This is a genomic window from Rhodococcus sp. JG-3 (assembly GCF_000482405.1).
GTDB classification, from domain to species: Bacteria; Actinomycetota; Actinomycetes; order Mycobacteriales; family Mycobacteriaceae; genus Rhodococcoides; species Rhodococcoides fascians.
This window is the reverse complement of the sequence record NZ_KI519398.1, coordinates 1,002,470-1,027,485: the sequence shown is the minus strand read 5'-3', so window position 1 is coordinate 1,027,485 and position 25,016 is coordinate 1,002,470. Positions and strand designations below refer to the sequence as shown.

At 64.5% G+C, this 25,016-nt stretch carries 25 protein-coding genes; 15 read left to right on the top strand and 10 right to left on the bottom strand.

From position 1 onward, the window contains the following. Positions 1-70 precede the first annotated feature (70 nt). Entirely contained in the window at positions 71-1,654 is a 1,584-nt protein-coding gene (locus tag K414_RS0106300) for an MFS transporter (protein WP_027495175.1), read from the bottom strand. A 117-nt stretch (positions 1,655-1,771) separates the two neighbouring features. On the opposite strand from K414_RS0106300, the gene K414_RS0106295 reads away from it, so the two are divergent. Beyond that, positions 1,772-2,338 carry a TetR family transcriptional regulator gene (locus K414_RS0106295; protein ID WP_027495174.1) on the top strand — a complete coding sequence of 189 codons (567 nt, stop codon included), beginning with the start codon at positions 1,772-1,774 and terminating at the stop codon, positions 2,336-2,338. Positions 2,339-2,601: 263 nt separating this feature from the next. Here K414_RS0106295 and K414_RS0106290 read toward each other — a convergent pair whose 3' ends face one another. The 4 genes from K414_RS0106290 to K414_RS0106275 are packed head-to-tail and all read right to left on the bottom strand — an operon-like array spanning position 2,602 to position 6,588. Beyond that, positions 2,602-3,921, bottom strand: coding sequence for an MFS transporter (locus K414_RS0106290; RefSeq protein WP_027495173.1), 1,320 nt, complete (start codon positions 3,919-3,921; stop codon positions 2,602-2,604). After that, entirely contained in the window at positions 3,918-4,469 is a 552-nt protein-coding gene (locus K414_RS0106285) for a 3-isopropylmalate dehydratase (protein WP_027495172.1), read from the bottom strand. The genes K414_RS0106290 and K414_RS0106285 overlap by 4 nt, the downstream gene beginning before the upstream one ends. After that, positions 4,466-5,710 (bottom strand): aconitase family protein, encoded by a 1,245-nt coding sequence (locus tag K414_RS0106280; RefSeq protein WP_027495171.1) that lies wholly within the window; start codon positions 5,708-5,710, stop codon positions 4,466-4,468. The genes K414_RS0106285 and K414_RS0106280 overlap by 4 nt, the downstream gene beginning before the upstream one ends. A 17-nt stretch (positions 5,711-5,727) precedes the next feature. Further along, positions 5,728-6,588, bottom strand: coding sequence for an isocitrate lyase/PEP mutase family protein (locus K414_RS0106275; protein WP_027495170.1), 861 nt, complete (start codon positions 6,586-6,588; stop codon positions 5,728-5,730). A gap of 149 nt (positions 6,589-6,737) precedes the next feature. On the opposite strand from K414_RS0106275, the gene K414_RS0106270 reads away from it, so the two are divergent. Beyond that, positions 6,738-7,538 (top strand): IclR family transcriptional regulator, encoded by an 801-nt coding sequence (locus K414_RS0106270; protein ID WP_027495169.1) that lies wholly within the window; start codon positions 6,738-6,740, stop codon positions 7,536-7,538. Between the two features lie 48 nt (positions 7,539-7,586). Here K414_RS0106270 and K414_RS0106265 read toward each other — a convergent pair whose 3' ends face one another. Continuing rightward, positions 7,587-8,420: a DUF72 domain-containing protein gene (locus K414_RS0106265; protein ID WP_027495168.1), complete on the bottom strand. Its 834-nt coding sequence runs from the start codon at positions 8,418-8,420 to the stop codon at positions 7,587-7,589. A 69-nt stretch (positions 8,421-8,489) separates the two neighbouring features. Between K414_RS0106265 and K414_RS0106260 the strand changes: the two genes are divergently transcribed. Beyond that, positions 8,490-10,034, top strand: a complete 1,545-nt coding sequence (locus tag K414_RS0106260) for a metallophosphoesterase (RefSeq protein WP_027495167.1) — start codon at positions 8,490-8,492, stop codon at positions 10,032-10,034. A gap of 38 nt (positions 10,035-10,072) precedes the next feature. After that, positions 10,073-11,212, top strand: a complete 1,140-nt coding sequence (locus K414_RS0106255; RefSeq protein WP_027495166.1) for a trypsin-like peptidase domain-containing protein — start codon at positions 10,073-10,075, stop codon at positions 11,210-11,212. Positions 11,213-11,222: 10 nt separating this feature from the next. On the opposite strand, the gene K414_RS0106250 is transcribed toward K414_RS0106255, so the two are convergent. Next, complete coding sequence (locus K414_RS0106250; protein WP_027495165.1) at positions 11,223-11,600, bottom strand: VOC family protein; 378 nt, start codon at positions 11,598-11,600, stop codon at positions 11,223-11,225. Positions 11,601-11,659: 59 nt separating this feature from the next. Between K414_RS0106250 and K414_RS0106245 the strand changes: the two genes are divergently transcribed. From K414_RS0106245 to K414_RS0106220, 6 genes are all read left to right on the top strand, one after another. Further along, on the top strand, positions 11,660-12,637 hold the full coding sequence (locus K414_RS0106245) for an LLM class F420-dependent oxidoreductase (protein ID WP_027495164.1): 978 nt from the start codon (positions 11,660-11,662) through the stop codon (positions 12,635-12,637). Positions 12,638-12,702: 65 nt separating this feature from the next. After that, positions 12,703-13,311: an AIM24 family protein gene (locus tag K414_RS0106240; RefSeq protein ID WP_027495163.1), complete on the top strand. Its 609-nt coding sequence runs from the start codon at positions 12,703-12,705 to the stop codon at positions 13,309-13,311. A 1-nt stretch (position 13,312) separates the two neighbouring features. After that, positions 13,313-13,990 (top strand): AIM24 family protein, encoded by a 678-nt coding sequence (locus K414_RS0106235; RefSeq protein WP_027495162.1) that lies wholly within the window; start codon positions 13,313-13,315, stop codon positions 13,988-13,990. A 9-nt stretch (positions 13,991-13,999) separates the two neighbouring features. Beyond that, positions 14,000-14,743, top strand: coding sequence for an AIM24 family protein (locus K414_RS0106230; protein ID WP_027495161.1), 744 nt, complete (start codon positions 14,000-14,002; stop codon positions 14,741-14,743). A 57-nt stretch (positions 14,744-14,800) separates the two neighbouring features. Further along, positions 14,801-15,124, top strand: a complete 324-nt coding sequence (locus K414_RS0106225) for a hypothetical protein (protein WP_027495160.1) — start codon at positions 14,801-14,803, stop codon at positions 15,122-15,124. Positions 15,125-15,143: 19 nt separating this feature from the next. Beyond that, the gene (locus K414_RS0106220) at positions 15,144-15,602 is read left to right on the top strand and encodes a hypothetical protein (protein WP_027495159.1); all 459 of its coding nucleotides are present in this window, start codon (positions 15,144-15,146) and stop codon (positions 15,600-15,602) included. On the opposite strand, the gene K414_RS0106215 is transcribed toward K414_RS0106220, so the two are convergent. After that, positions 15,595-16,764 (bottom strand): macrolide family glycosyltransferase, encoded by a 1,170-nt coding sequence (locus K414_RS0106215; RefSeq protein WP_027495158.1) that lies wholly within the window; start codon positions 16,762-16,764, stop codon positions 15,595-15,597. The genes K414_RS0106220 and K414_RS0106215 overlap by 8 nt on opposite strands. Before the next feature lie 34 nt (positions 16,765-16,798). After that, positions 16,799-17,113: a helix-turn-helix domain-containing protein gene (locus K414_RS0106210; protein ID WP_027495157.1), complete on the bottom strand. Its 315-nt coding sequence runs from the start codon at positions 17,111-17,113 to the stop codon at positions 16,799-16,801. Positions 17,114-17,200: 87 nt separating this feature from the next. On the opposite strand from K414_RS0106210, the gene K414_RS0106205 reads away from it, so the two are divergent. The 4 genes from K414_RS0106205 to K414_RS26185 are packed head-to-tail and all read left to right on the top strand — an operon-like array spanning position 17,201 to position 23,295. Next, entirely contained in the window at positions 17,201-18,484 is a 1,284-nt protein-coding gene (locus K414_RS0106205) for an MFS transporter (protein ID WP_027495156.1), read from the top strand. Next, entirely contained in the window at positions 18,453-19,040 is a 588-nt protein-coding gene (locus tag K414_RS0106200; protein WP_027495155.1) for a GNAT family protein, read from the top strand. The genes K414_RS0106205 and K414_RS0106200 overlap by 32 nt, the downstream gene beginning before the upstream one ends. Before the next feature lie 9 nt (positions 19,041-19,049). Continuing rightward, on the top strand, positions 19,050-21,419 hold the full coding sequence (locus K414_RS0106195; RefSeq protein ID WP_027495154.1) for a lysylphosphatidylglycerol synthase transmembrane domain-containing protein: 2,370 nt from the start codon (positions 19,050-19,052) through the stop codon (positions 21,417-21,419). Between the two features lie 55 nt (positions 21,420-21,474). Further along, on the top strand, positions 21,475-23,295 hold the full coding sequence (locus K414_RS26185) for a bifunctional diguanylate cyclase/phosphodiesterase (RefSeq protein ID WP_235580063.1): 1,821 nt from the start codon (positions 21,475-21,477) through the stop codon (positions 23,293-23,295). Here K414_RS26185 and K414_RS0106185 read toward each other — a convergent pair. Beyond that, positions 23,273-23,569 (bottom strand): antibiotic biosynthesis monooxygenase, encoded by a 297-nt coding sequence (locus K414_RS0106185; RefSeq protein WP_027495153.1) that lies wholly within the window; start codon positions 23,567-23,569, stop codon positions 23,273-23,275. The genes K414_RS26185 and K414_RS0106185 overlap by 23 nt on opposite strands. Positions 23,570-23,650: 81 nt before the next feature. Here K414_RS0106185 and K414_RS0106180 point away from each other — a divergent pair, with 81 nt between their 5' ends. Then, entirely contained in the window at positions 23,651-25,003 is a 1,353-nt protein-coding gene (locus K414_RS0106180; RefSeq protein WP_027495152.1) for an 8-oxoguanine deaminase, read from the top strand. Positions 25,004-25,016: the final 13 nt, after the last annotated feature.

The following is a 25,016-nucleotide window of genomic DNA, read 5'->3' as shown; positions in this document are numbered from 1 at the left end:
CGATGCCTTCGAAGAACGTCAACCCCGCTGCTCGACGGCTGAGCAGCGGGGTTGTCGGTTCGTGCCTGCGTTATCCGATATGTACCGGGGTGTCGCCGACGGGCAGGTCGTCTTTCTTCGCGCGGACGAGCAGCAACACGACCGGGCTCACCAGCGCTACGAGGATCGCGGCGGTACCGAATGCCCAGGCGTAGCCGGAGACCTCGGCCGAGAACGCGTGGTCGATGGTCGCGAGCACGAAGTTGCGGATCGGCTCCGGCAGCGCGGCCAACATCTCGTCGCTGGGCACTTCCTGGCCGGCGAGAGCTTCCGCGGGAACTCCGGCGGGCGGAGTCGGTGCCGGATTCTCGGCCAGGTACGAGGTCTTCGACGAGGTGTAGACGGTGGTGAACACCGCAGCACCGAGTGCACCACCGACCTGCAGGGTGGCGTTGATCAGCGCCGATGCGGCACCTGCGTCGTGATCGGGAACGCCGATCAGTGCGACGTTCTGCATCGGAACCATCAGCAGACCGAGGCCGAGGCCGAGCAGCACGACGCCCGGCAGGACGTGCGTGAAGTACGAGGTGTCGACGCCGATCTGGGTGAGCAGCAGCAGGCCGACTGCGGAGACGACCGGACCGACGGCCATCAGCGGCTTGGGTCCGATCTTCGGCACGAGTGCAGAAGCGAGCGCGGCCGTGATCAAAATGCCGCCGGTCATCGGGAGCGACGCGACGCCGGCGATCACCGGGCTCATCTCCAGCACGATCTGGAAGTAGAACGTGAGGTACAACGTGCCACCGAGCAGGGCAGCGCCGATGACGGCCGAGCCGATGTACGCGGCACCGCGGTCACGGTCGAGCAACACACTCAACGGCAGCAGTGGGTTGGCGGACTTGGACTCGACGACGACGAACGCGGCCAGCAGAGCGAGGCCGAGCGCGATGAACGAGATGGTGGGTACCGTCGCCCAGCCGTCTTCGGCCTCGGTGAAGCCGTAGACCAGCGATGCCAGACCGAGAGCGACGACGATCGCGCCGGGCAGGTCGTAGCGGGTGTCTCCGTGAGCCTTGCTCTCCTTCACCAGCGGCACCGCTGCGGCGATGGCGAACACTGCGACCGGGATGTTGACCAGCAGGCACCAGCGCCAGTTCGCGTATTCGGTGAGCACTCCGCCGAGGAGTAGGCCGACCGCTGCGCCGCCACCGGCAATGGCGCCGAAGACGCCGAACGCTTTGGCGCGTTCCTTGGTGTCGGTGAACGTCACCGTCAGGATGGCCAGTGCTGCCGGGGCGAGCAGTGCAGCGAACACACCCTGGCCGGCGCGCGCGATGAACAGCTGCCAGCCTTCCTGAGCGAGTCCGCCGATAGCGGAGGCAACGGCGAAGCCTGCCATGCCGACGATGAACGAGCGCTTGCGTCCCCAGTAGTCGGCAATGCGTCCGCCGAGCAGCAGCAGTGCGCCGAACGACAACGCGTAGGCGGTGATGACCCAGGCGCGGCTGCTGTCGCTGATGCCGAGATCCAGCTGAGCCTGCGGCAGCGCAATGTTGACGATCGTGCCGTCGAGCACGATCGTGAGCTGCGTGATGGCGACGATGCACAGCACCAGCCATCGGCGCTCGTAGTTCGGATTCAGATCCGGCGCTTCGCGCTCGGAGTGCTGCGACATGCTTGTACCCCACTCGTACTCGTTGATTCTGGGCACGAAAAATGTCCCGAGCAAAAAGGTAGGCGACCCAGAACCAATAGTCAAACGAACTAGTTGGTTGGGGGTATGGTGACCGCCATGAAACCTGACGCCAGTGCGACCCGCGCCCGCATCGTCGTCGCCGCCCGGGACGAGTTCTCGGTACACGGGCTGGCCGGGGCCCGCGTCGATCGGATCGCGGCCGCGGCCAAGGCCAGCAAGGAACGTCTGTACGCCTACTTCGGCGACAAAGAAGCCCTGTTCCGGGCCGTCGTCGAGGACGGGTTCGCGAGGTTCATCGACGAAGTACCCTTCGCCGTCGACGACCTCGGCGGGTACGCAGCGCGCGAATACCTGCACCTCGCTGCGCATCCCGAGGAGCACCGCCTCCTGCTGTGGACTCAGCTGCAGGGCGGTATGGCGACCTCGGGCACCGACGACATCCACTCGGTCATCGCCGAGCGACACAGGGCCATGGCCGACGCCCAGCGAGACGGACTGATCTCCGACGCCTTCACCGTCGAGGATCTGATCACCATGATGTTCGGCATCACCTCGGCGTGGATGACCGCGCCGAGCCTGCACTGCGAGCCTGCCGATGACGCCGAAATTCAGCGTCGTGCGTCGAAAATCGAAGCCGCCGTGCGTCGACTCTGCGCTCCGTAGCGCTGTCTATCCATATCTAGCTTTGACGCAAGAGTGCGGAATACTGGGGTAGCGGCCCCCATTTCCGCAAACGCGCGCGCGTTTGCCAGACGCGCACAAAGTAGACACCGATCACGTCGCTATTCTGCGCGCATCTGGCAAGTGCGCTCGCGTTTGTCACCCCGGTCGGCTGCGTCCCTCGACCGCACACACGCGGGACGCCCCACCACGTCGAGCGCACGTGGTGGGGCGAGTCTCGAACTACGGCCGGCATCTACGCCGCACTACACCGGGAGTTTCTCGCGTCCGGTTTCCTTGATGGTCAGCACCGTGAGTACGCCGATCACGCAGACACCCATGACCCAGTAGGCGGGTGACATGGCGTTGCCGGTCGACTCCACCAGTTGAGCGGCGACGTACGGTGCTGTACCGCCTGCGGCGATGGTGCCGATGTTGAAGCCCAACGACACTCCGGTGTATCGAACTGCCCGGGGGAACAGCTCGGTGAACAGTGGGAACGCAGGTACCTGCACGACTCCGTTGAGAACCATGTAGACGAAGTACACACAGCCCACCACGATGATCGACGACGTCGCGCCGAGGATCATGAACACCGGCAACGCAATGACGACATACGCAACGTAGCCGCTGAGCAGTACCGGTTTGCGCCCGAATCTGTCGGTGAGCATGCCGCTGAGCGGGAAGGTCGCACAGGCCAACGCAATTGCGATCGCGGATGTCCAGTAGACCGAGTCCTTGGAGAATCCGAGGTCGTTGATCAGGTACACGCTGAAGTACGTCAGACCGATGTAACCGGATCCGTTCATCGCGATCGCAATTCCGACGACACGTAGCACCGACCACGGCTGCTTCTTCACGACATCGCTGAGCGGGCTTTTCGCAACCTCGTTCTTGGCTGCCATTTCCTCGAACTCGGGGCTGTCTTCGAGCTTCAGCCGCACTCGCAGACAGACGAATGCCAGCGGGAGAGCAAGCAGGAACGGGATGCGCCAGCCCCACGACGACATCTGGTCGTCGGTCGTGATGAGGGCGACCACTCCGACAACGGCTGCGGCGACCGCGAATCCGAGGGTGGAACCGACCGGCGTGAACGACCCGAAGAAGCCGCGACGGTTCGGCGGTGCAGACTCTGCGATATAGGTTGCTGCACCGCCGATTTCACCTCCTGCAGAGAATCCTTGGGCGAGTCGGATGATGACGAGCAGAATCGGTGCCAGCACGCCCACACTCGAGTGCGTGGGCAGCATTCCCAGGACTCCACACGCGATACCCATACAGACCACTGTCACGACCAGAGCCTGCCGACGGCCCCTTCTGTCGCCGAGGCGGCCGAAGAAGATGCCTCCGAGCGGACGTGCAACGTATGCGACGCCGAATACTGCCAGGGTCGCGAGGATGGATACGCCGGGGCTGGTGGACGGAAAGAACAGTGGCGCAATGACTACGGCGAGAAATCCGTAGACGGCGAAGTCGTAATACTCGATGAGCGTGCCGACGCCACCGGCGAGCGCAGCACGGCGCGCGGTGGTGGTGTCGGCTTTCGGTGCGCTGGTGACCGCAGAAGGCTGGTCGACGTTCGTCATCGCGCTGTTCCCTGTCCTGTGAGTGGTTGCTTGTTTCGGTGTTCGGCCAGCAGTAGTTCGTACGATCCGCCGGCCTCGATGACTGCGACAGTACGAGGGTTGGGCGCACTGCCCACCATCGATCGACCGTCGGCGGTGGTCAATGCTGCTCGTCGCCAATCGAGTTCGACGGCATCACCGGTGACGACCGCGCCGGAGACTTCCGGAATGGTGATGAGGGGTACTCCGTTGAATGTCTCTCCGCGCCAGAATCCCGGCGAGAACGACTCGGCCACGATGGCCTGGATACCGGCGTTGCGCAGAGCCACCATCGGCGGATAGTGCGGGTGACCGTACCCGAAGTTGCGGCCGCCGACGATGATGTCGCCCGGCCGAACGCGATCGACGAAACCCGGATCGTATGCGGTCATGCAGACCGACCTCAGATGCTCGGGATCGTACGACTTGATATTCGCAACGCCGACAACGAGATCGATGTCGAAGTCGTCGCCGAAGACCCAGGCAACTCGGCCGGAGATGACGTCGGGCGGGGGTGGGTAGGCGCTCACGAGCCCACCTGCTGGATCGTGCCGGCCAGCGCGCTGGCGGCGACGGTGTACGGAGAACCCATGTAGATGTTGGCGTCCGAGCTACCCATCCGGCCGGAGATGTTGAGCACGCCGGTCGATATGCAATTCTCGCCCGCCGCCAACGGCTTCTGATAGCCGAAACAGAAGTCGCAGCTCGACACTGCAATGTGCGCACCAGCCGCGCGCAGTACGTCGAGCAGCCCCTCTCGCTCTGCCTGATCGTGCACCTTCTGCGACGTGGGCACGACATTGAGCTCCACACCGGGAGCCACGGTGCGTCCGTCGAGCACGAGTGCCGCGGCCCGCAGATCCTCGATTCGTCCACTGGCACATGATCCGATGAACGCCTTGGTGATCGGAGTGCCGGCGAGTTCGGCTGCAGTGTGGGTGTTGGCTGCACGCGCCGAGCCGGGCTGCACGACCTGCGGCACGATCTGGGCGAGGTCGATGGTGTGCCGAGCTGCGTAGGTCGCATCGGAGTCTGGGTGGACCGGCGTGAACGACTGTCGCGCAACATCGTTGGCGTAGGCGAGTGAGGTTTCGTCCGGTTCGAATATCGCGGACACGGCTCCGGTGAACATCGCCATGCCGCACAATCCCTGCCGGTGATCGATTTTCATCGACCGGGCACCGGGGCCACCGAATTCCATCACCTGGTGTGCGCACCCGTCGGCCCCGACGAGGTCGATGATGGTGTGCACCAGATCGCGGCTGTCCACCCCCGGCGCGAATTCTCCGTACAGGTCGAACCGCGTCGTCGCTGGGATATCCACGTAGAGTTGGCCGGTCACCCATGCCTCGATCAGATCTCGGCGGATACCCCAGCCCAACGCACCGAACGCCCCGATTCCGCTGATGTGGCCGTCGAAGTGGACGAGGAAGTCACCGGGGATGGCCAAACCGAGTTCGGCGGTGAGTTGGTGCCCGATGCCGCGGCCCTCGTGCAACTCGATTCCGTAGTACTCGCACCACTCTCGGGTGACCTGGTGTACTTCTTGTTCCCGGTCGTTGCGCTTGGTCAACATGTGATCGATGAAGACGACGTACCGAGACGGGTCCTCGAGTGAGGTGATACCGAAGTCGTCGCGCATCTGCCGGAACATCACATCGGTGTACCCGGGAAAGTCGTACGCGATCATCCGAGCCGGTCGTACCGCGTGGTTCTCACCGGCACGCACTGGATCACCGCCACAGGTCCTACCGAGGATCTTCTCGACCATCGTGAACGCGGCCGATGTCATCGGTTCGCCTCTGCAGGAAGGTACTTACGCTGCTGCGCTTCGACTTCGGGAAAACCGATGAGGTCCACGAACTCGTGGTGCTGCAGCGCGTCGGCACTGACGTCGGCGGGAGCTTCGCCTGCGGCCAGGCGACGCAGAGTCTCGCGTGCGGCACCGGTTGCGGCCATCAGCACCTGAGTGGGCAGCAGAGCCAGCCGCACTCCGATCTGTGCCAGAACCTCCGGAGTGAACTCCCGCTCGGTCCAGGTCGACGCGGTGAGCGTGGCCATCAGCGGAACCCCGACCGCTCGGTGACAGTTCTCCCACTGCTCGACGGTCTCGAACGTCTTCGTCACCGGCATGATCATGTCGGCTCCGGCGTCGACGTAGGCCTGTGCGCGCATGATCGCCTCGTCGCCACGTGCGTCGGTGCGTGCGATGAGCAGAACGTCGTCCGGCATGGAATCACGCACCGCCCGAACCTTGCCCGACGCCTCCTCGACGGAGATCAAGTCCACCGGCTCGCCGACGCAGATCGGGCATTTCTTCGGCGACAGCTGGTCCTCCATGAACACACCCTGGACGCCGGCCTCGGCGAACCGCGTCGCGGTGCGCGCGGCGTTGACGGCGTTTCCGTAGCCCGTGTCGATGTCCGCGACGAGGGGCAGAGACGATGCCTCGCGAATGGTCCGGACGGCCTGCAGGTTCTCGGTCATGGTGTACAGCTCGGCGTCGGGCAGTCCGAGCGCAGCCGATACGGCGAAGCCGGACGCGCACAGCGCCGAGAAGCCCGCCTGCTCGGCCAGCTTGGCCGTCAACCCGTCCCAGACGCCGGGCGCATACACCAGGCCTTGTTCGGTCAGGCCTCTCAAAGTCATCGTCACGAGCACTCTCCGTTTCGTATTGCGGAACGCCTTCCGAATTTAGAGTGGCTCGGATCACAAGTCAATACCCGTGGATCGATAGCGCATCGCGCGTCGGTTCGTAGGATGGCGACGACGCTCCACCCGACCGGAAGGAACAACTCGTGGCAGTTCCCACCGAGTCCGACGCCCAGGCCGGCCGCGACATCGTCGGTGCCGTCGTGAAGGCATGCGCTCTGCTCGACCATTTCGACACGACGCATCCTGTGTGGACGCTCAACGACCTGACGACGGCGAGTCGAATGAACAAGACGACCGTGCATCGTCTGATGACGACGTTGATCCATGCCGGCTGGGTGGACAGAACAGCGGAGGGTTCGTACCGGATCGCCATGCCGGTGTTCGAGATCGGATCGTCCGCGTTGACACAGCTCGACATCCGCGGTGCCGCCCAGCCGTATCTGTCGGACATCGCCCAAAAGTTCGGCGACACCGCCTATCTGATGGTTCCCGCTGACGAGGGCGCGGTGTGCATCGACCGCCACGAGGGCAGCAATCCCCTTGTGGTAGCGGGCATTTCGATTGGATCCGTTCTTCCGTATCACGCGACGGCCGGGCCGATGGCGATGCTCGCGTTCTCCGCTCGCATTCGCGACCGCTGGCTCGGCGGAGAGCTTGCTGCATACACGAGCCGAACACTGACGTCACCCGACCAGTTGATGGATCATCTCGACCGGATCCGAACGCAGGGATACGCGCTGAGCAACTCCGACTACCTGGCCGGCGTCGCGGCGGTGGGCGCACCGATTCTCGGACGCGACGGGGTGGTCGTCGCGTCGATCAGCGTCGGTGGCCGCGTGGAGACATTCGAGGGCGACGCCTTGGCGGACAAGGTGGAGACAATTCTCGCGGCGGCGCGCAGCCTTTCACGTGTCGCAGAGGCTCTACCTGCATCGAGTCAGTAGCTACACGAGTATTCGCTCCTCTAGCTTCGATCCTAGAGAGACGAATACTCAGCTACCGACGCGCTCGATGAGTTTCATGGCATCGAAGGGTGCGTAGCCCTTGATGTCGTTGTCGAAGTACACGAAGACGTCCCGGCCCGCCGACGTCCACTCGGAGATCTTGGTGGCCCATCGATCGAGAGCGTCGTCGGTGTAGCCGCTGGCGTACAACTCTTCGTCTCCGTGCAGTCGGGCATACATGAAATCCGCTGTGGGGGTGTCGATGTACGGGTACTTTCCGGCGGTGTCGGCAACCACGATCGCAATATCGTTCTCGCGCAACAGTTCCATTGCCTCGTCGGAGGCGAAGCTTGCATGCCTGGCTTCGATACAGTGCCGCAGTGGCCGAGACGACGCAGCCGGCAACAGCACTCGATCCTCGGCCAGTTTGTCGTCCCGCGACTCCGCCAGAGTTACTGCAGCAGAAACAGTTCTGGGCAACAGGGCGCAGAAGTCCGTCATCTTCTGCGCGTCGAACTCGAGATTGGGTGGGAGCTGCCACAAGAATGGCCCCAGCTTGTCACCGAGGGTGAGGACCCCGGTGGCGAAGAAGTTCGCCAATGCCGACTCGACGCCGACGAGCCGCTTGATGTGCGTGACGTACCGCCCACCCTTGATGGAGAACACGAAGTCATCCGGAGTCTCGTCGTGCCACTTGGTGAAGCTCGACGGCTTCTGCATCGCATAGAACGTGCCGTTGATCTCGATCGACGTCAGGTGCTCGGACGCGTACCCGAGTTCCTTGCGATGCGCGAGACCGCTCGGGTAGAAATCCCCTCGCCACGGCGCGTACGTCCAGCCGGAGATACCGATCAGAACCCGAGGGCGATGCTGCGCGGACATGAGCCGACTGTAGCCGGGCAGCCCTGCGGTTTCCGCGGCTCCGGCGCTGGTATCGGTAACCTCGATGGCATGAAGCGCCCATCGGCATTCGGCTCCTTGGCGCTGACCTGTGTGCTGCTCGCCCTCACCGGTGCCGATGCGGCTGCCGAGCGCCGCGACCAGCCGACGCCTCGTCAGGCGGCTGCGGTACCGGGGATCGGTTTGACGACGGTGCCCGCGGCGATCACCACGTCCATGGTCGCGGGTGTCGCAGACGCGCCGAATCCGCCGACTCACGAGGTCGGTGTCGAGTCGTCGACGACGGAGATGCGTACCTCGGGGTGGGACGAATATCCCTATCTCCGCTACACCGCGACGTTCGCGCCGGGTACGGACACGGCGACGCTGACGTGGTCCGGCAGATCGGTGAACACCAACGATCTGGCGTTGCATGTATGGGACCAGTCGGGCAACACGTGGGGCCCGGCCATTGCCACGGCCGACCCGGTTGCGCCCGGCGGTTCGGTGGAATTGAGTGCCGAGATCTCCACCGAGAGAGGCACTGTCGAAGTACTGGTCATCGACAACCCGCGTGCAGATCGTTCTTTCGCCGAAACCAACGCGCGCCCCGACAGCAGCTTCGCCGATCCGAGCACGTACGATTTCGCGCTCCAGCACATCACCGACACGCAGTACATAGCCCGCGACGATCCCGGTGTGTATTCGGAGATGACGCAGTGGACCGCCGACAACGCCGACGAGCTGAAGATCGACTACAGCATGCACACCGGCGACCTGATTCAGAGCTGGATCAGCCCGGGGCGTCCGGATACTCAGGCGCGCAAGGAGTTCGAGGCCGCCAGCGAATCGATGCAGATCCTCGAGGATGCCGGCATCGCCCACGGCGTTCTGCCTGGTAACCACGACAACATCTGGAACGTCGCAGGCAAATTGGTCCCCGGGGAGCACGAGAAGAATCACGCGCTCTACAACGAGTACTTCGGCCCTCAGCGTTATCGGGATCAACCCTATTGGGGCGGTTCGTTCACCGACGAGGACAATTCGGCGCACTACGACCTGGTCGACATCGCGGGTGCCAAATTCTTGATGCTGTACATCGGCTACAACCCGCCGGAGAAGGTCATGCAGTGGGCCGAACGAGTTCTCGACGAGAACCCCGACCGCAATGTCGTCATCGGCACGCACTACTACCTCGACGAACTCGGCGAGAAGAAACTGATGGGGTTCGGCGACATCGGGTCGAGCTCCGGCCAGCAGATCTGGAATCGACTGGTCGTTCCACACGAGACCGTCTTCCTCGTCCTGTCCGGGCACGTCGACGGCCAGGTCGCGGTCGTCGACGAGCACGTGGGAGAGACCGACCGCACCGTCGTGCAACTGCTGGCCGACTACCAGTACTTCGAGGTCGACGGCGAACGCAGTACCGGCTTCCAACGTCTGCTCCAGTTCGATATCGACGGCGGCTCGATGGCCGTCACCACCCATTCGCCGTCCCTCGACGCGTTCGACGTCGAGAGCTACGACATCAAGAATCGATACGGGCCCGAAGACGGCGAATTCGTCACCGACTTCACGTTGCGCGCCGACGTTCCCCGAGCGGTGATCGCAGACTGACTGGCACGGTGCTCGGCATCGGACCATAATCGATTTTCATGCAGTCGGGTGGGCGAGCGTGGGTACTGACGCTGGTCGCCGCCGGTGTCTGGTTCCTCGCCACGCCGCTGAGTCCCGGAGTGCTGAGTCCCGGAGTGCTGAGTCCCGGAATTGTCGGCACCGACGTCCAGCTGCAGGCCCCCGAGGTCACGTCCATCCCCGTCGTCGAGCCGCCCCCGCTCACTCTCGAGGACCTCTCGGCGCGAGTGAACCCCACCGTCGTCACGATCTCCGCCACCGCCGGCTACTCCGGCGTCGCAGGTACCGGCTTCGTCGTTGCCCCGGACGGCCTGGTGCTCACCAACTTCCACGTCGTCGAAAACGCGACCGAGATCAGCGCCGTGCACATGGGCAACGGACTGATCTACGACGCCACCGTGCTCGGTTACGACAAATCTCGTGACCTGGCGGTCATGCAGTTGATTTCCGCGGCCGACCTGCCGGTGGTCGAGTTCGCTCCGGACTCACCTCCCGAGGTGGGGGATGCGGTCACTGCCGTCGGGAATGCCGCTGGCGCAGGTGTTTTGGTGCCTGCGCCGGGTGCGGTGACGGCTCTGGATCAGCAGGTGCGTACCCGTAGTTCGGTGGACGGTTCGCGGAACACTCTGGATCGGATGATTCGAGTCGATGCCGATGTGCGAGCGGGTGATTCGGGTGGCCCACTGTTCGATGCCTGGGGTCGTGTGGTGGGCGTCAATACAGCGGGCCTCTCGGACGAGGCGCGCACCGGCTCCGAGAGCAGGCCTCCGCAGGCCCCCGAGGCGTATGCGGTTCCGATCACGGAGGCTGCTGCCGTGCTCGATCAGGTCGTCGCGGGGCAGTCCGGCGGGACGGTTCATGTGGGCCGGACCCCGTACTTCGGGGTGTCGGTGCGAGATGTGTCCGTGTTCGACAACAAGCCGGCGATGGGTGCCGAGGTGGTGACGGTGGCTACCGATTCTCCGGCCTCGGCAATCGGACTGTCCGGCGACGATGTGATCGTCGCCTTCGACGGTGCCGGTGTCGGTTCGTCCTCGGATCTGGCCCAGGCCCTCATCGGACGGCACCCCGGTGATGTCGCCGTCGTCGAGTGGGTCGATCCCCAGGGCGTACGACGTTCCGCTACAACGGCTTTGGCGGAAGGAACCCCGGCTGCCTGAGCGGTCGAGTTCAGTCCTGCAGCACCGACAACACGTTGCCCGCCGGATCGGTGAACCAGGCGATGAGCGGTCCGCCGTGCCGGAAGATCCCCTTCTCGTCGGTGCCCATGTCCGGATACTGTTGGAACACCACCCCTTTGGCGATCAATGCATCGACTGCGGCCTCGATGTCGGTCACCGGGAAATTGAGGATGGTGTACTGCGCCGGCACGTGACCGGGCCGGGGATAGATCAGTACCGCCGCAGCTCCCAGGTGAAGTTCGAGCATCCCCATCTCGTTCTCGGTCACCTCGAGACCGAGGGTGTCCGCGTAGAACGTGCGAGCTGCCGGCAGGTCGTCGACGGCGAATCCGGAGAACGGTGCTCGGGCCAGATCGATGGTGGTCATGGACGAATTATCGCGCTCTCCCACGTGCTGTGGGCCGATATCCGAGTAGCGTGGCTCCCGTGACTATTCGCCTCGGTTACCAGATGCCCAACTTCAGCTACGACGGTTCGGTCGCGGAACTCTTTCCCCAGGTCATCGCGCAGGCGCGCGAGGCCGAAGCGGCCGGGTTCGACACTGCATTCGTGATGGATCACTTCTACCAACTCCCCGGAATCGGAAAGCCCGACGAGCCGATGCTCGAGGCCTACTCCGCCCTGTCGGCGCTCGCGACGGCCACCGACACCATCCAGCTCTCCGCCTTGGTCACCGGCAACACGTATCGCAACCCGGCGATCCTGGCCAAGACCGTCACCACGCTCGACGTCGTCAGCGGCGGCCGGGCCATTCTCGGTATCGGTGCCGGCTGGTACGAACTCGAGCATCAGAGCTTCGGACTCGAATTCGGTACGTTCACCGACCGATTCGAGCGCCTCGACGAGGCCCTGCAGATCATCGAACCCATGCTCCGCGGCCAGCGTCCCACGTTCGACGGCCTGTGGTACCAGGTCGAGAACGCGATGAACGAGCCCCGCATCCGCGATGATCTGCCGATCATGTTGGGTGGTGGCGGCGAGAAAAAGACCTTCGGCCTGGCCGCACAGTTCGCCGATCACCTCAACATCATCTGCGACGCAAACGAACTGCCCCGCAAGATGGCCGCCGTTCAGGCCCGGTGCGAGGAAGTCGACCGCGATCCGAAGGATCTCGAGACGAGCTTCCTCGCCTTCGTCATCATCGACGAGGACGGCGACAAGGCCAAGGAGTTGCAGCGGGAGTTCGTGCTGAAGCAGGGCCTCGATCTGACGAACCTGTCCGAGGAGGACGCAGCGAAGGCCACCGACCGCCACTTCTGCGGAACCCCCGACGATGTCGCCGAGCAGGTGCAGAAGCGCGTACTCGATCAGGGCATCGACGGCGTCATCATCAACCTGATCACCAACGGACACCAGCCCGGTGCCGTCGAATTGGCGGGCAAGGCTCTGAAGCTGCTCGTCTAGATTTTCTCCAGCAGTAGCCGCGGGGGTGCGAGCGGTGGCATAGTTCCCCCGTGGCTCAGCTGAGGATGAACGGGCACCGTGTCTTGGTCGCAGACCTGACCGGTGACTCTCTGCGCGCGATGTCGGGTTCGATGGTTGCCTACGAAGGCGATGTCGCCTTCAAGAGCGCAGGCATGGGCGGTGGCGGCGGTTTTCGCGCCGCGCTCAAACAAAAGGTGACCGGCGAGTCGTTGTCGCTGATGGACGTGTCCGGCAAAGGCACCGTGTACTTCGCGGTCGACGCCCAGGACATCACTCTGGTCGAGGTGCAAGGCGACAACCTGCACGTCGAATCGTCTCAATTGCTTGCTCTCACAGGTCAATTGAAGACGGACGTGAAGTTCTCCGGCCTTCGTGGTGCGACGTCGGGGCAGGGACTGTTCACCACAGTCGTGAGCGGCTCCGGGACGGTGGCGCTGCTGTCGAAGGGTGGGCCGATCATCGCGCTCGCCGTCGATCCGCAGTATCCGCTCGTCGTCGACCCCGACGCCTTCGTCGCGCATCGAGGGCAGCTCAACCAGAGTTTCGTCACCGACGTCACGTGGCGCTCCGCCATCGGCGGCGGCAGCGGCGAGGCGTTCTCCCTCCGCTTCGACGGCCAGGGCGTCGTCTACATCCAACCCGAGGAGCGCTGACGTGCCGCTCGAACTCGTCAACAGCAAAGTCGTGAAATCCGTTCTGGCACCGAATCAGAGTGTGCTGGCTCGGCGCGGATCGATGCTCTATTACACCGGCGACGTCCGGTTCGTCCCGCATTCCATGGGCGGCGGCGCGGGTGCCATGCCCGGCATGAGCGGTGTCGCGGGCATGGCCGGCCGCATGATGGCAGGCGAGCACGTGGCGATGATGGCCGCCGAGGGGCAAGGCGAAGTCTTCTACGGCCACGCCGGGCTGTACGTCGAAGTGATTCATCTCGACGGCTCGTCCATGCTCACCGTCGAAGCCGATCGCCTGCTGGTGCATGACGGCTACCTGCAGAGTTCCATCGTTGCGCTCACCTCCCAGGGCGGCGTTCGCGGAGCAGTGCGCGGTGCCATGACCGGGCAGGGTCTGTTCACGACGCAACTCACCGGGCAGGGCAGCGTCGCGGTCCTGTCGCACGGCGGCGCGACACCGCTGCAGGTCGGGCCCAACAACCCCATGGTCGTGGTGGATCCGCAGGCGTACGTGTGCCACATCGGCAACATCAACGTCGACATCTCCGCCAACGTCGGGTGGCGTGACGCCGTGGGCAAGGGCAGCGGCGAGGCGATCCAGTTGAAGATGACCGGCATGGGCACCGTGTGGGTCCAGGCGTCCGAGCAGAAGTTCTAGGGAGCGGCAATGAGTTTGGACATTCACACCCCGTACACCCTGCCGGTCAACGACAACGTCCCCGGTAACGACTACGCGTTCTGCGTCGAACTCGCCGGCCAACCGTGGTTCACCTCCAAAGGCGCGATGATCGCGTACTACGGCAACGTCCGATTCGAACCACTCGGGCAGACGTCCATGCCCGCCATCGTGGCGGCGCGGTTCTCGTCTCCGCTGTACTCGAACGACTGGGTGCTGGCGCAGGGGCAGGGCAAGCTGATCCTCGGGGATCGCGGGTTCAACATCAACAGCTACGACCTCGACGACGGCAACCTGACGATCCGAGCCGCGAATCTGCTGGCCTTCGAGCCGACTCTGGACCTCAAGCAATCCATCGTGCCCGGCTTCCTGACCCTGCTCGGTACCGGCAAGTTCTTGGCCTCCTCCAACGGCACGGTCATGTTCGCCGAGCCGCCGCTGCGGATCGATCCGGAAGCGCTTGTCGGATGGGCAGATTGCCCGTCACCCTCGCATCACTTCGATGCCGCCTGGATGCAGAACTTCCTCGGTGCCGCTCGCGGATTCCTCGGGGCCAACAGTGGCGAAGAGCGTCAGTTCGATTTCACCGGCGCCGGCACCGTGCTGATCCAGTCGAGCGAGAAGGTTTTGAACGACACCCATCTGTTGCGGCACATCGAATCTCAGACGGTCTCGCTCGGCCAGAACTCACTGCGGGCTCTGCACAACACCATCGGGGCCCGACTGCAGCAGTAGCTGCTCGCCCATTCGGAGAAAACGCGCATACTGGAGTTTCACTCAGGAGGTAGCGCCATGGCCAACCAGGGACCCTTCGGATTCGGATCCGACGACTTCGACAAGTTCGCGCGTGAAGCAACCGAGGGCCTGCGCGAGGTGGTCGGTTCGCTGTTCGCCAACACGGGAGCACCCAAAGCCCCGCCGGAGCCGGAAACCACAGGCCAGAAGGGTGATGGTGTCTGGGCGATCTACAGCGTCGACGATGCCGGCTCGGCGCAGGTCGATCAGCTCTACGCCACCGAACTCGATGCGCTGCGGGCACACAAGGACAACACCGACCCGCGTCGACGGGTTCGTTTCCTGCCCTACGGCGTGAGCGTCAGCGTTCTGGAGGACTGAGTCGGTACCTTTGATTCTCGTGACTACACAGCAGGATGCAATCTCGATTCCGTTGGGCCGGCCCGTGTTCGTTCAGGCGCTGAGGTACACCGCACTGTTCGATCAGAAGCCGTTCGCCGAGGCGTTGTTGATCTACACCGACAACGGCGCGTACAAGATCATGTCTCCGGGAGAAGATCATTACGGCAGCTACGTCTCGTACACCGACCCCGCCGAGAACCCTCGACACGTGATCTTCCTGTCGTGGCCGTCGGAGGATTGGGGACGCAACGTCGCCTCGCACACTCTGACGTTCAACCCCGATTCTGCAGCGTTCACGCAGGTACTCGTTCTGCCCGGTAGCCCGGTGCCGCGCTCGCAGTACGGCTATGCGCTGCCGATCGCCGGTCCGGAGAGTGTGGACATGACGGCTTCCTGGGATCAGGTCCGCGACACGTACGCCGAGACGTTCGAGGAGTTGGCGACGCTGGCTACGTAGCCGCGCCGCCGGCATCGACACCGAATGCTTCGATCGCATTCGCGGCCTGATCGACGCCGCCGTGCGCGCGCACATCGGCGCTGATCTCACGTGCGCGCGGCGCGAGTCCGCGGGCCTGTTCGACGGCGTCGCGCAGTCCTGTCGCCGTCACCCCGTCGAAGTCGACCTGCACTCCCACGCCGAGTTCGGCGAGCATCGCCGCGTTACCGAATTGGTCGACCGCCTGCGGTAGGGCAACTGTCGGCACGCCGAACCACAGGGCTTCGGTGCACCCACCCATTCCGGCGTGGGTGACGAACACGGTGGCGGCGTCGAGTACCGCGAGCTGCGGAACGTGTTCGTGTACTTCGATATTCGCGGGTGGCTCCCCGAGCACAGTGGGGTCGACGCGTCGGCCGATGGAGATCACCACGTGCCAGTCCGTGTTCGCGAACGTCTCGATGCACAGCCGGTAGAAGTCGGGGCGTTCGTTGTACCCGGTGCCGAACGATACGTAGAGAACGGGCCCCTCGGGCGCGGACCACGATCGGTCGTGCAGTCGCACCGGATCGAGACACGGGCCGACGAACTGCACCGAGCTGGGGACTCGATCGGCGTTCGGCTGCATCACTTTCGGGATCAACGACAGGCAGTGCTCCGGGTACGTGATCCAGTCCCACGGGTCGGCGTCGATGTCGTTCTCTCGCAACCAGGTCGCATAGGTATCGCAATACGCAACGCCGGTTGTCGACTCGCGGATTGAGGTCATCCCGTCACCGAGATCCTCGACGTAGCCGTCCCAGGCGAAGTACGTCGGGGAGAGCTGCACGGCCGTCACGCCGTACCGGACGCCGAGAATCGGGGCGGTCAGGCCGCCGATGTCGTAGAGGATCACATCCGGCTGATCGTCGTCGTAGAACGCGGTGAGCACGGGAAAGGACGCAATCGCTTCGTCGAGGAACACCTGCATCGCCGAGGCCGGGTCGTCCGGCCAAGAGCCCTCACCGTCGGGAAGTATCGAGGGGAACGCCACCACCTCGACGCCGGCCGGTTCCACCAAGTGCCGCAACGACTCGCCGACGGCATAGGTGACGCGATGCCCGCGTCGGACCAATTCGGCGACGACGGCGAGCGAGGGGTAGATGTGGCTCGGCGCCGTCGTGCCGATCATCGCGAAGTGCATGCCGCCCACCGTAGGACGCGAAGAGGGTGTGGGGCTACCGGTTTTCGTTGGCGATCAGATCGAGCAGACCGGGGAATCGCTCTTCGAGCTCGTGGCGACGCAGCGTCACTTTGCGACTGTTTCCGCGATCGACCTGGAACACCAGGCCTGCCTCGCGTAGCACTCGAAAATGGTGCGTCAGAGTCGATTTGGTGACACCGAGCTCGAACGACATACACGTCCGCTCGGCCCCGTCGTCGTCGCCGACGAGTTCTGTGACCACCTGGCGACGCAACGGATCGGCCAACGCGGACATCACCGCACCCAGTTGCATTTCCTCGGGCTCGGGATGCCCGTCCTTGTCTGCCATGCGCTCCTCCTACAAGGTACGACTTGCGCCGTACCTTGAAACCTGGTCTAGTACGAGAACCATCGTACCTACGGTTCAGGGGGACACATGAAGGCAGTGCTACCGGTCGTACTCGCGGCTCAATTCGTCGTACCGATGTCCATCTCGGGTACTGCACTCGCCCTTCCGGTTATCGCCGGCGACCTCGGTACCGATCCGACGCCTCTGCAGTGGGTCGTCAACGGCTTCAACATCGCGTTCGCGCTGTTCACCGTCGTCTGGGGCGCAGTGTCGGATCGAATCGGTCACCGCACGTCGTTCCGCATCGGGGTGGTGCTGACGGCCGTCGCGAGTGCGGTCAGCGCCGTCGCGCCGTCGTTGTACCTACTCGATGTCGCGCGGGTGTTCGCGGGTATCGGAGCCGCAGCAGTTCTGGTGGGCTCCACTTCCATTCTCTCACTTCACTTCCACGGCGCAGCCCGAGCAACGGCGTTCGCACTGTTCGGCACCGTGAACGGTCTCGGTCTGGCACTCGGGCCCACCATCTCCGGGCTGCTCGTCGCGGCGTTCGAGTGGCGGGGCGTGTTCGCCGCACAGGCGGTCGTCCTGGCTGCGGCGGCCATCGGAACTGTCGCTCTGCCGACTCTGCGAACCGAATCGACGGCGCACCGCCTGCTCGATTTCTCGCTATTGCGCAACCGGAGATTCCTGGCCCTGTGCCTCGTTCCGGTGGCCGGGGCCATCGGATTCGTCACGCTGCTCACGTATCTGCCCGCTGCGCTGAGCGCTGTCGCGTCGCTGACGCCGGGGCTCGCCGGAGTGTTCATGCTGGCCATGACCATCCCCGTTCTGCTCGCTCCGCTGACCGTTGCCCGCCTGAGCCGCATGTTCGACGCCGTCACCCCCACTCGCGTCGTGCTGGTCAGCCTCGGCTGCCTCGTACTCGGCAATCTGGGCATGCTGGCGCTGCAACCAGGTGTCCCGCTCGGTGCCGTCGTGGTCCCGATGATCGCGTTGGGGCTCGGATTCGGACTCCCGATCGGCTTGGTGGACGGCGAGGCACTGGCTGCGGTGCCGCCGCACAGCAGCGGTACCGCGGCGGGCGTGCTGAACCTGTTTCGCATCGGCAGCGAGGCCCTGATGGTGGCCGGATATGCCTGGTTGCTGACCGTCCTGGTCCGCGGCGAGCTACCCGACCGAGCCGACGCCGACGCCGCAGCAGCCGGACGCTCCGGGTTTGCCGACGCCTACGCGCACGCCTACACCGAGGTCGTGTCGATCGTCGTCGTAGCTCTCGTCGTGACCGCGGCGGTGATCTTCTCGCTGTTGCGAACACCACGCCGGGACGTATCGTCGGCCAATGTCCTTTCTGCAACCGGTGACCCTCACTGACGACCTCGTGACACTCGAGCCGCTGAGCCGCGACCACCTCGAGGGGCTGTGCGATGCCGCCCGCGACGGCGAGCTCTGGAACCTCTGGTACACGAGCGTTCCGAAACCGGAAGACATGGCCGCAGAGATCGATCGCCGGCTCGGACTGCTCGACGCGGGTACCATGCTTCCATTCACATTGCGGCGCAACGACACCGGGCAGATCCTCGGCGCGACGACCTTCTGCAACATCGACGCGAACAACCGCCGCGTCGAAATCGGATACACCTGGAATGCGCGCTCCGCCCACGGAACCGGCACCAACGCGTCGAGCAAACTGCTGTTGCTGACGCACGCTTTCGAGCAACTCGGTTGTATCGCGGTGGAATTCCGCACCCACTGGATGAACCTCCAATCGCGGACGGCCATCGCGAAACTCGGAGCCAAGCAGGACGGCATTCTGCGCAATCACCAACGCATGGCCGACGGTTCACTGCGCGACACCGTCGTGTTCTCGATCATCGAATCCGAATGGCCCGCCGTGCGCAACGAACTCCGTCGGCGTACCGCACGGTAAGTTGAGCCCATGCGCGTGGATGGGCGGGACGTTCCCGTAGCGGGAAACCTGCTGCAGCCGCTGGTGAGAAGAACCAGTGACATCATTCGGGTCGTTGCCGCCTCGGTGTTCTTGAGCTTGGTCATCGCCGGCTCGCTCATCACCCGAAATCAGTGGGACGCACTCGAACAATCGGTGTCCAACATCGTCGGCGTGCTCAGCCCCGATCAGTCCAACGCCGTCTACATCGTCTACGGCATCGCGATCCTCGCCCTCCCGTTCGGAGTGTTGATCGGGCTGATCGCCGGACGCAAATGGAAACTGTTGGCCGGGTACGCGGCAGCAGCTCTGATCGCCGCGCTGGCTCTGTCCATCACCGGTACCGGCATCTCGACTCCGACGTGGGACCTGGACGTGCCCGAGCGACTCGACACGTTCCTGTCGCAATTCCTCGACGATTCACGCTGGATCGCCATGCTCGCCGCGGCACTCACGGTGTCGGGCCCGGGCCTGCCCGCGCGGTGGCGTCGAGCATGGTGGGCACTGCTGCTCGCCTTCGTACCGATACACCTGGTGGTGTCCACGGTGGTCCCGGCCCGTTCGCTGCTCGGGCTGGCCGTCGGGTGGCTCGTCGGTGCGATCATCGTGCTGCTGGTCGGCACCCCGGCACTGGAGGTTCCACTCGACGCGGCGGTGCGCCTGTTCCGCAGCCGGGGCGTCGACGTCCGCAGCTTCACCGTCGTGCGCCCTGCGGGCCCGGGCCCGTTGGTGTTGAACGCACACACCCCGGACGCCGATGTGGTGGTCGAGCTCTACGGACAGAACCAACGCAGTGGCGGTGCGCTGCGCCAGTTCTGGCGATGGATCACCCGCCGCGGCAGCGAGACAGCGCCGTTGCACGCGTCCATGCGCCGCGCCGTCGAGCATCGCGCGTTGATGGGCCTGGCCATCAAGAGTATGAACGCCGCAGGCAGCGACCCGTTGGCGGTAGCAGCACTCGACCGCGGCTGGACGTTGTACGCGCACAGCCAGCCCATCGGCGATCCCATCGAGGCCGAGCTCGACGATGCCGCGCTCAGAGCTCTCTGGTCGGCTCTGAACACGTTGCACGAGAACCAGATCTCGCACGGTGACCTGCATCGGGGTGAACTGCGGCTCCGTGACGGCGCGGCACTGTTCTGCGGGTTCGGGCACGCAGAACTCGGCGCGTCGGACGCCCAGATGCAATCCGATGTCGCACAGCTGTTACTCACCACCGCAGACCTTTTCGGCTCCCATCGCGCCGTGGCCACCGCCGTCGAGGTGCTGGGAATCGACGTCGTGATCGCGGCGTCCGGTCGATTGACCAAGTCCGCCATCCCCCTTCGGGTGCGTCAGTCGGTTGCCGATGCAGGAAAGACGATGAAGTCCGTCCGGCTCGAAGTCCTCGATCAGACCGGTGCCGCGAGGATCGAGGCCGAGCAGGTGACTCGATTCAGCCGCAACCAGATCATCTCGCTCGTGTTGCTGATCGGATTGGTCTACGTCGCATACCCGTTCATCAGTGCAGTTCCCGCGTTCGTCGTCGAATTGGGCTCGGTCGACTGGTGGTGGGCACTGCTCGGTCTAGCCGTTTCCGCACTGACCTACATCGGTGCGGGCGCCGCCTTGTGGGCCTGCGCATTCGGCAAGGTCAGCTTCAGGAATCTGACGATCATGCAGGTAGCGAATACTTTTGCCGCGACCACGACACCTGCGGGCGTCGGTGGCCTGGCCCTGAGCGTTCGCTTTCTGCAGAAGGGTGGATTGGGTACCGTCCGCGCGACGGCCGCTGTGGCATTGCAACAGTCGGTTCAGGTGATCACCCATGTCAGCCTGTTGATCTTCTTCAGCGTCGTCGCCGGAACGTCGTCGGGGCTGTCCAACATGGTGCCGGGCAACACCGTCCTGTACCTCATCGCCGGCGTCGCATTCGGAGTCGTCGGGACCTTCATGTTCGTGCCCAAGCTGCGACTGTGGCTGAAAGTGGCCGTCCGGCCCCAGGTTGCCGAAGTGCTCACCGAGCTCGGCGAACTCGCCCGCGACCCGAAACGGTTCTCGATCATCATCTTGGGTTGCGCCGCAACCACTTTGGGTGCTGCGCTCGCCCTGTGGGCGAGTGTCGAGGCGTTCGGCGGCGGAACGACGTTCGTGACGGTGACAGTGGTGACGATGATCGGTGGAACATTGGCCTCGGCCGCCCCGACGCCGGGCGGTGTGGGGGCCGTGGAAGCAGCCCTCATCGGTGGGCTTGCCGCGTTCGGTCTCCCCGCCTCCATCGCAGTCCCGTCCGTGCTGCTCTACCGCGTACTGACCTGCTGGTTACCGGTGTTTCTCGGCTGGCCGACGTTGCGCTGGCTCACCAAGCACGACATGGTCTGAACGGCTGCATCCCCACTACGGCACCAGTTGTGGGTGCTAGCGTTCACGCAGGTTAGTGGCTGGTTCTACGGAGGGCGTCACCATTTCCGAACCGGGAGACTTCGCACCCACCGCGGAGGAACGATGGGTGCGGCTGTTCATCAGCGGAATGACGCTCACATTCGGCCTCGCCGGGGCCCTGATGGTCCCCGCCGGTCAGTTCTCCGACCCCATGTCGATCGCCGTGCTCCTGGCGTCCGTCACCACGGTGCCGGTGGCGATTGCCTGGTACCTCCGGCCGTGGGCGTCCCCGAGGATGGCGATCGTCTACATCCTCTACGCCGACGTCGGCATCGTGACCGTTCTGTTCGCCTTCCAAACCCACTTCGACGCGATGCCCGGCTGCGCGATGTTCTCGATCGTCGCAGCGTTCATCGTCGTCGCGAGCTCGCACCGTGTCATGTTGATTCACTTGGCAATCGGCGCACTCACCCTCGCTGGCCTCGCCGCTCTGGCTGTCTCGGAGGGCGCCGATCCATGGTCCACCACTTCTCGGATGGTCACCATCGGGTCCCTCTACGCCGCACCCTTCATGATCAAGTCGTACATCGGTCAGCTGCGAACGAGCGCGGCGAGGGCATTGCGAGATCCGTTGACCGGCCTGTGGAACCGACGTGGGCTACTCGATACCGTCGACTCGTTGCGCCTGTCCCCGGCAGAGGATCGCGCACAGCAAGCGGTCGGAGTGACCGTCCTCGACATCGATCGGTTCAAGCACATCAACGACAGGTTCGGCCATCCCTCCGGTGACGCAGTGCTCGTCGAGGTCGCCCGTCGCCTGTCCTGTGCGGTGGGAGACAAGTCCGCGGTCGCACGACTCGGCGGCGACGAGTTCGTGGTCGTCAGCGTCGGAACCAGAGAGTCGATCGCCGAATCGGACAACAGGATTCGCGCATCGCTGGAGGAATCGTTCGACGGCCCGCCGTTCACCACCAGTGTGGGCTCGGCCGTGGAGACGCCACCCGCCGACACCGGCCTACACGTACTGGTCCGACGGTTGATCGCTCTCGCCGACATCGAGATGTATCGCTTCAAAGCACGGACCTCGGGAAAGTTTCCGGAGACGGGACTGTCCGCAGCGGACGCCCGCGAACAGGCCAGGCAGAGAATCGATGCGCTCATCGAATCCGGCGGTCCCGACATCTTCTTTCAGCCCATCTGCGACACGGTCACCGGTTCGACCGTCGGCTACGAGGCACTGTCGCGGTTCCCGTTCGGCCACGGATCGCCCCTGTCGTGGTACCGCGACGCAGCCGAGGCCGGCGTCGGTCCACGGCTCGAACGCGCCGCACTGGAACGGGCACTAGCGGATGTTCATCTGCTGCCACCGGGGCCGTTTGTGTCGCTCAATGCGTCGGCCGACACCATCCGCACCACCGACCTACTCGACCGGTTGCGTCCGCATCTGGCAACCCGAACCTTCCACCTCGAGATCACCGAGCACGAACGTGTCGACGACTACCGTGCGGTGACCCGCGCCATCGAGAAGCTGCGCGACGCGGGGGTTCAAATCTCCATCGACGACGTCGGAGCCGGATTCGCCGGTATGCGCCACATCGTCGAGCTCAGGCCCGACACCCTCAAAATCGATTACGCACTCGTGCACGGAATCGACCGGGACTCGTTCCGTCGCGCCGCGGCCACGGCGATCATCGACTTCGCCCGACAGATCGGTGCCGGCGTGATCATGGAGGGTGTCGAGACCGACGCGGAATTGCGGGTGGCGGCCGATCTCGGTGCCGACATGGTGCAGGGGTTCCTCACCGGTCGACCACAACCGGCCACCGTGGCCGGTGGCCGGATCGACGAATCCGCTACACCGAGGAATCGACGGTGAATTTAGTCAACGACGGTGCTGCGGCGAGCAGCGGCGGCAATTCGACGATCTTGCCCGGTCCGGCGCGGAACTCGCGGTACTTCGCGTCGGCCTCCGCCGATTCCCACGTCTCGTGCGCGACGACGTGCGCTTCGTTCTCTTCGTCGACCCACACCTCGACGCCGAGGCACCCCTCGAACGCGCGGGTGTCCGCGAGAACGGTCCGCAGCAGCGCCCGTGCTTCGGCAAGGGATTCGGGCTTGAACGTCAGATCCAACTGTGCAATGAGAGCCATACCGTCACCCTAGACCCGCTCCGCTGCGCCGACGCTCCGGCGGGCTTACGATGTCGCAGCAACTCGAAAGGCCGACGACACATGACCACCGTGATCTCCAATGCGTATATCGCCCCCATTGTCGGCGACGAGATTCCCTCCGGCTATCTCGTGATCGAAGGAACGAAGATCACCGCCGTGGGATCCGGCTCGGCACCGGTCCTCGCCGGGGCAGAGAACATCGACGCGTCCGGCTGCCTCGTCACGCCTGGACTGGTGAATACCCATCACCACCTCTATCAGTGGGCCTCTCAAGGTCTCGCCAAGGACAACACGCTCTTCGAATGGCTTGTGGCGCTGTACAAGCCATGGTCGAAGATGGATGCCGAGGTCGTCGGTGGCGCAGCTGCTGCCGGCCTCGGTTGGCTGGCGAAATCGGGATGCGCGACGAGCACCGATCATCACTACATCTTCCCCAAGGGCCGGGGCGACCTGTTCGCCGCCGAGATCGACGCGGCTCAGCGCATCGGCGTCCGATTTCAGCCGTGCCGCGGCTCGATGGACCGGGGCGTCTCCGACGGCGGTCTGCCGCCCGACGAGGTGGTCGAAACGCTCGACGACATCCTCACCGCTACCGCCGAGGCCATCGACACCTATCACGACGCCTCCTTCGGCTCTATGCTCCGCATCGCCGTCGCGCCGTGCTCCCCGTTCTCGATCAGCAAGCAACTGCTCGTCGAGTCCGCACAACTCGCCCGCGCAAAAGGTGTTCGGCTGCACACCCATCTGGCCGAGACTCTGGACGAGGAGGAGCATTGCATCGCTCAGATGAACTGCACCCCGGTCGAATACATGGAGCAGGTCGGCTGGCTCGGCGACGACGTGTGGTTCGCCCATGCGGTACACCTGCACGACTCCGACATCGCGAAGATGGCGGCCACCGGCACCGGCATTGCGCACTGCCCGAGTTCCAATGCACGTCTGGGCGCAGGCATCGCGCGAATCTCGGACCTGCTCGCGGCCGGCGCACCCGTCGGCCTCGGTGTGGACGGTTCCGCTTCGGCCGAGATGATGCCGCTTGCCGGCGAGGTCCGCCAGGCGATGTACATGCAGCGAGCCAAGTACGGTCCGACAGCACTGACCGCGCGTCAGGCACTCGAGATCGGAACCCTGGGCGGTGCAAAGGTACTGGGACGGCAGAGCGAGATCGGTTCGCTCGAGGTCGGCAAGCTGGCCGACATCGCCATCTGGCGCACCGATGGTTTCTACTCGGCCGTGGACGACCCTGTGGTCGCGTTCGCCTACGGGCAGACGCCACCGCTTGCTCGCTTGATGGTGGGCGGTCGAACGATCGTCGAGAACGACGTCCTGATCAGCGCACCGCAGGACGAAATAGGCCGCGCCGGAGCCGATGCGCACCGTCGCCTGATGACACTCGCGCAGGACGTGCTGTGAGCGGGTCTTGGAA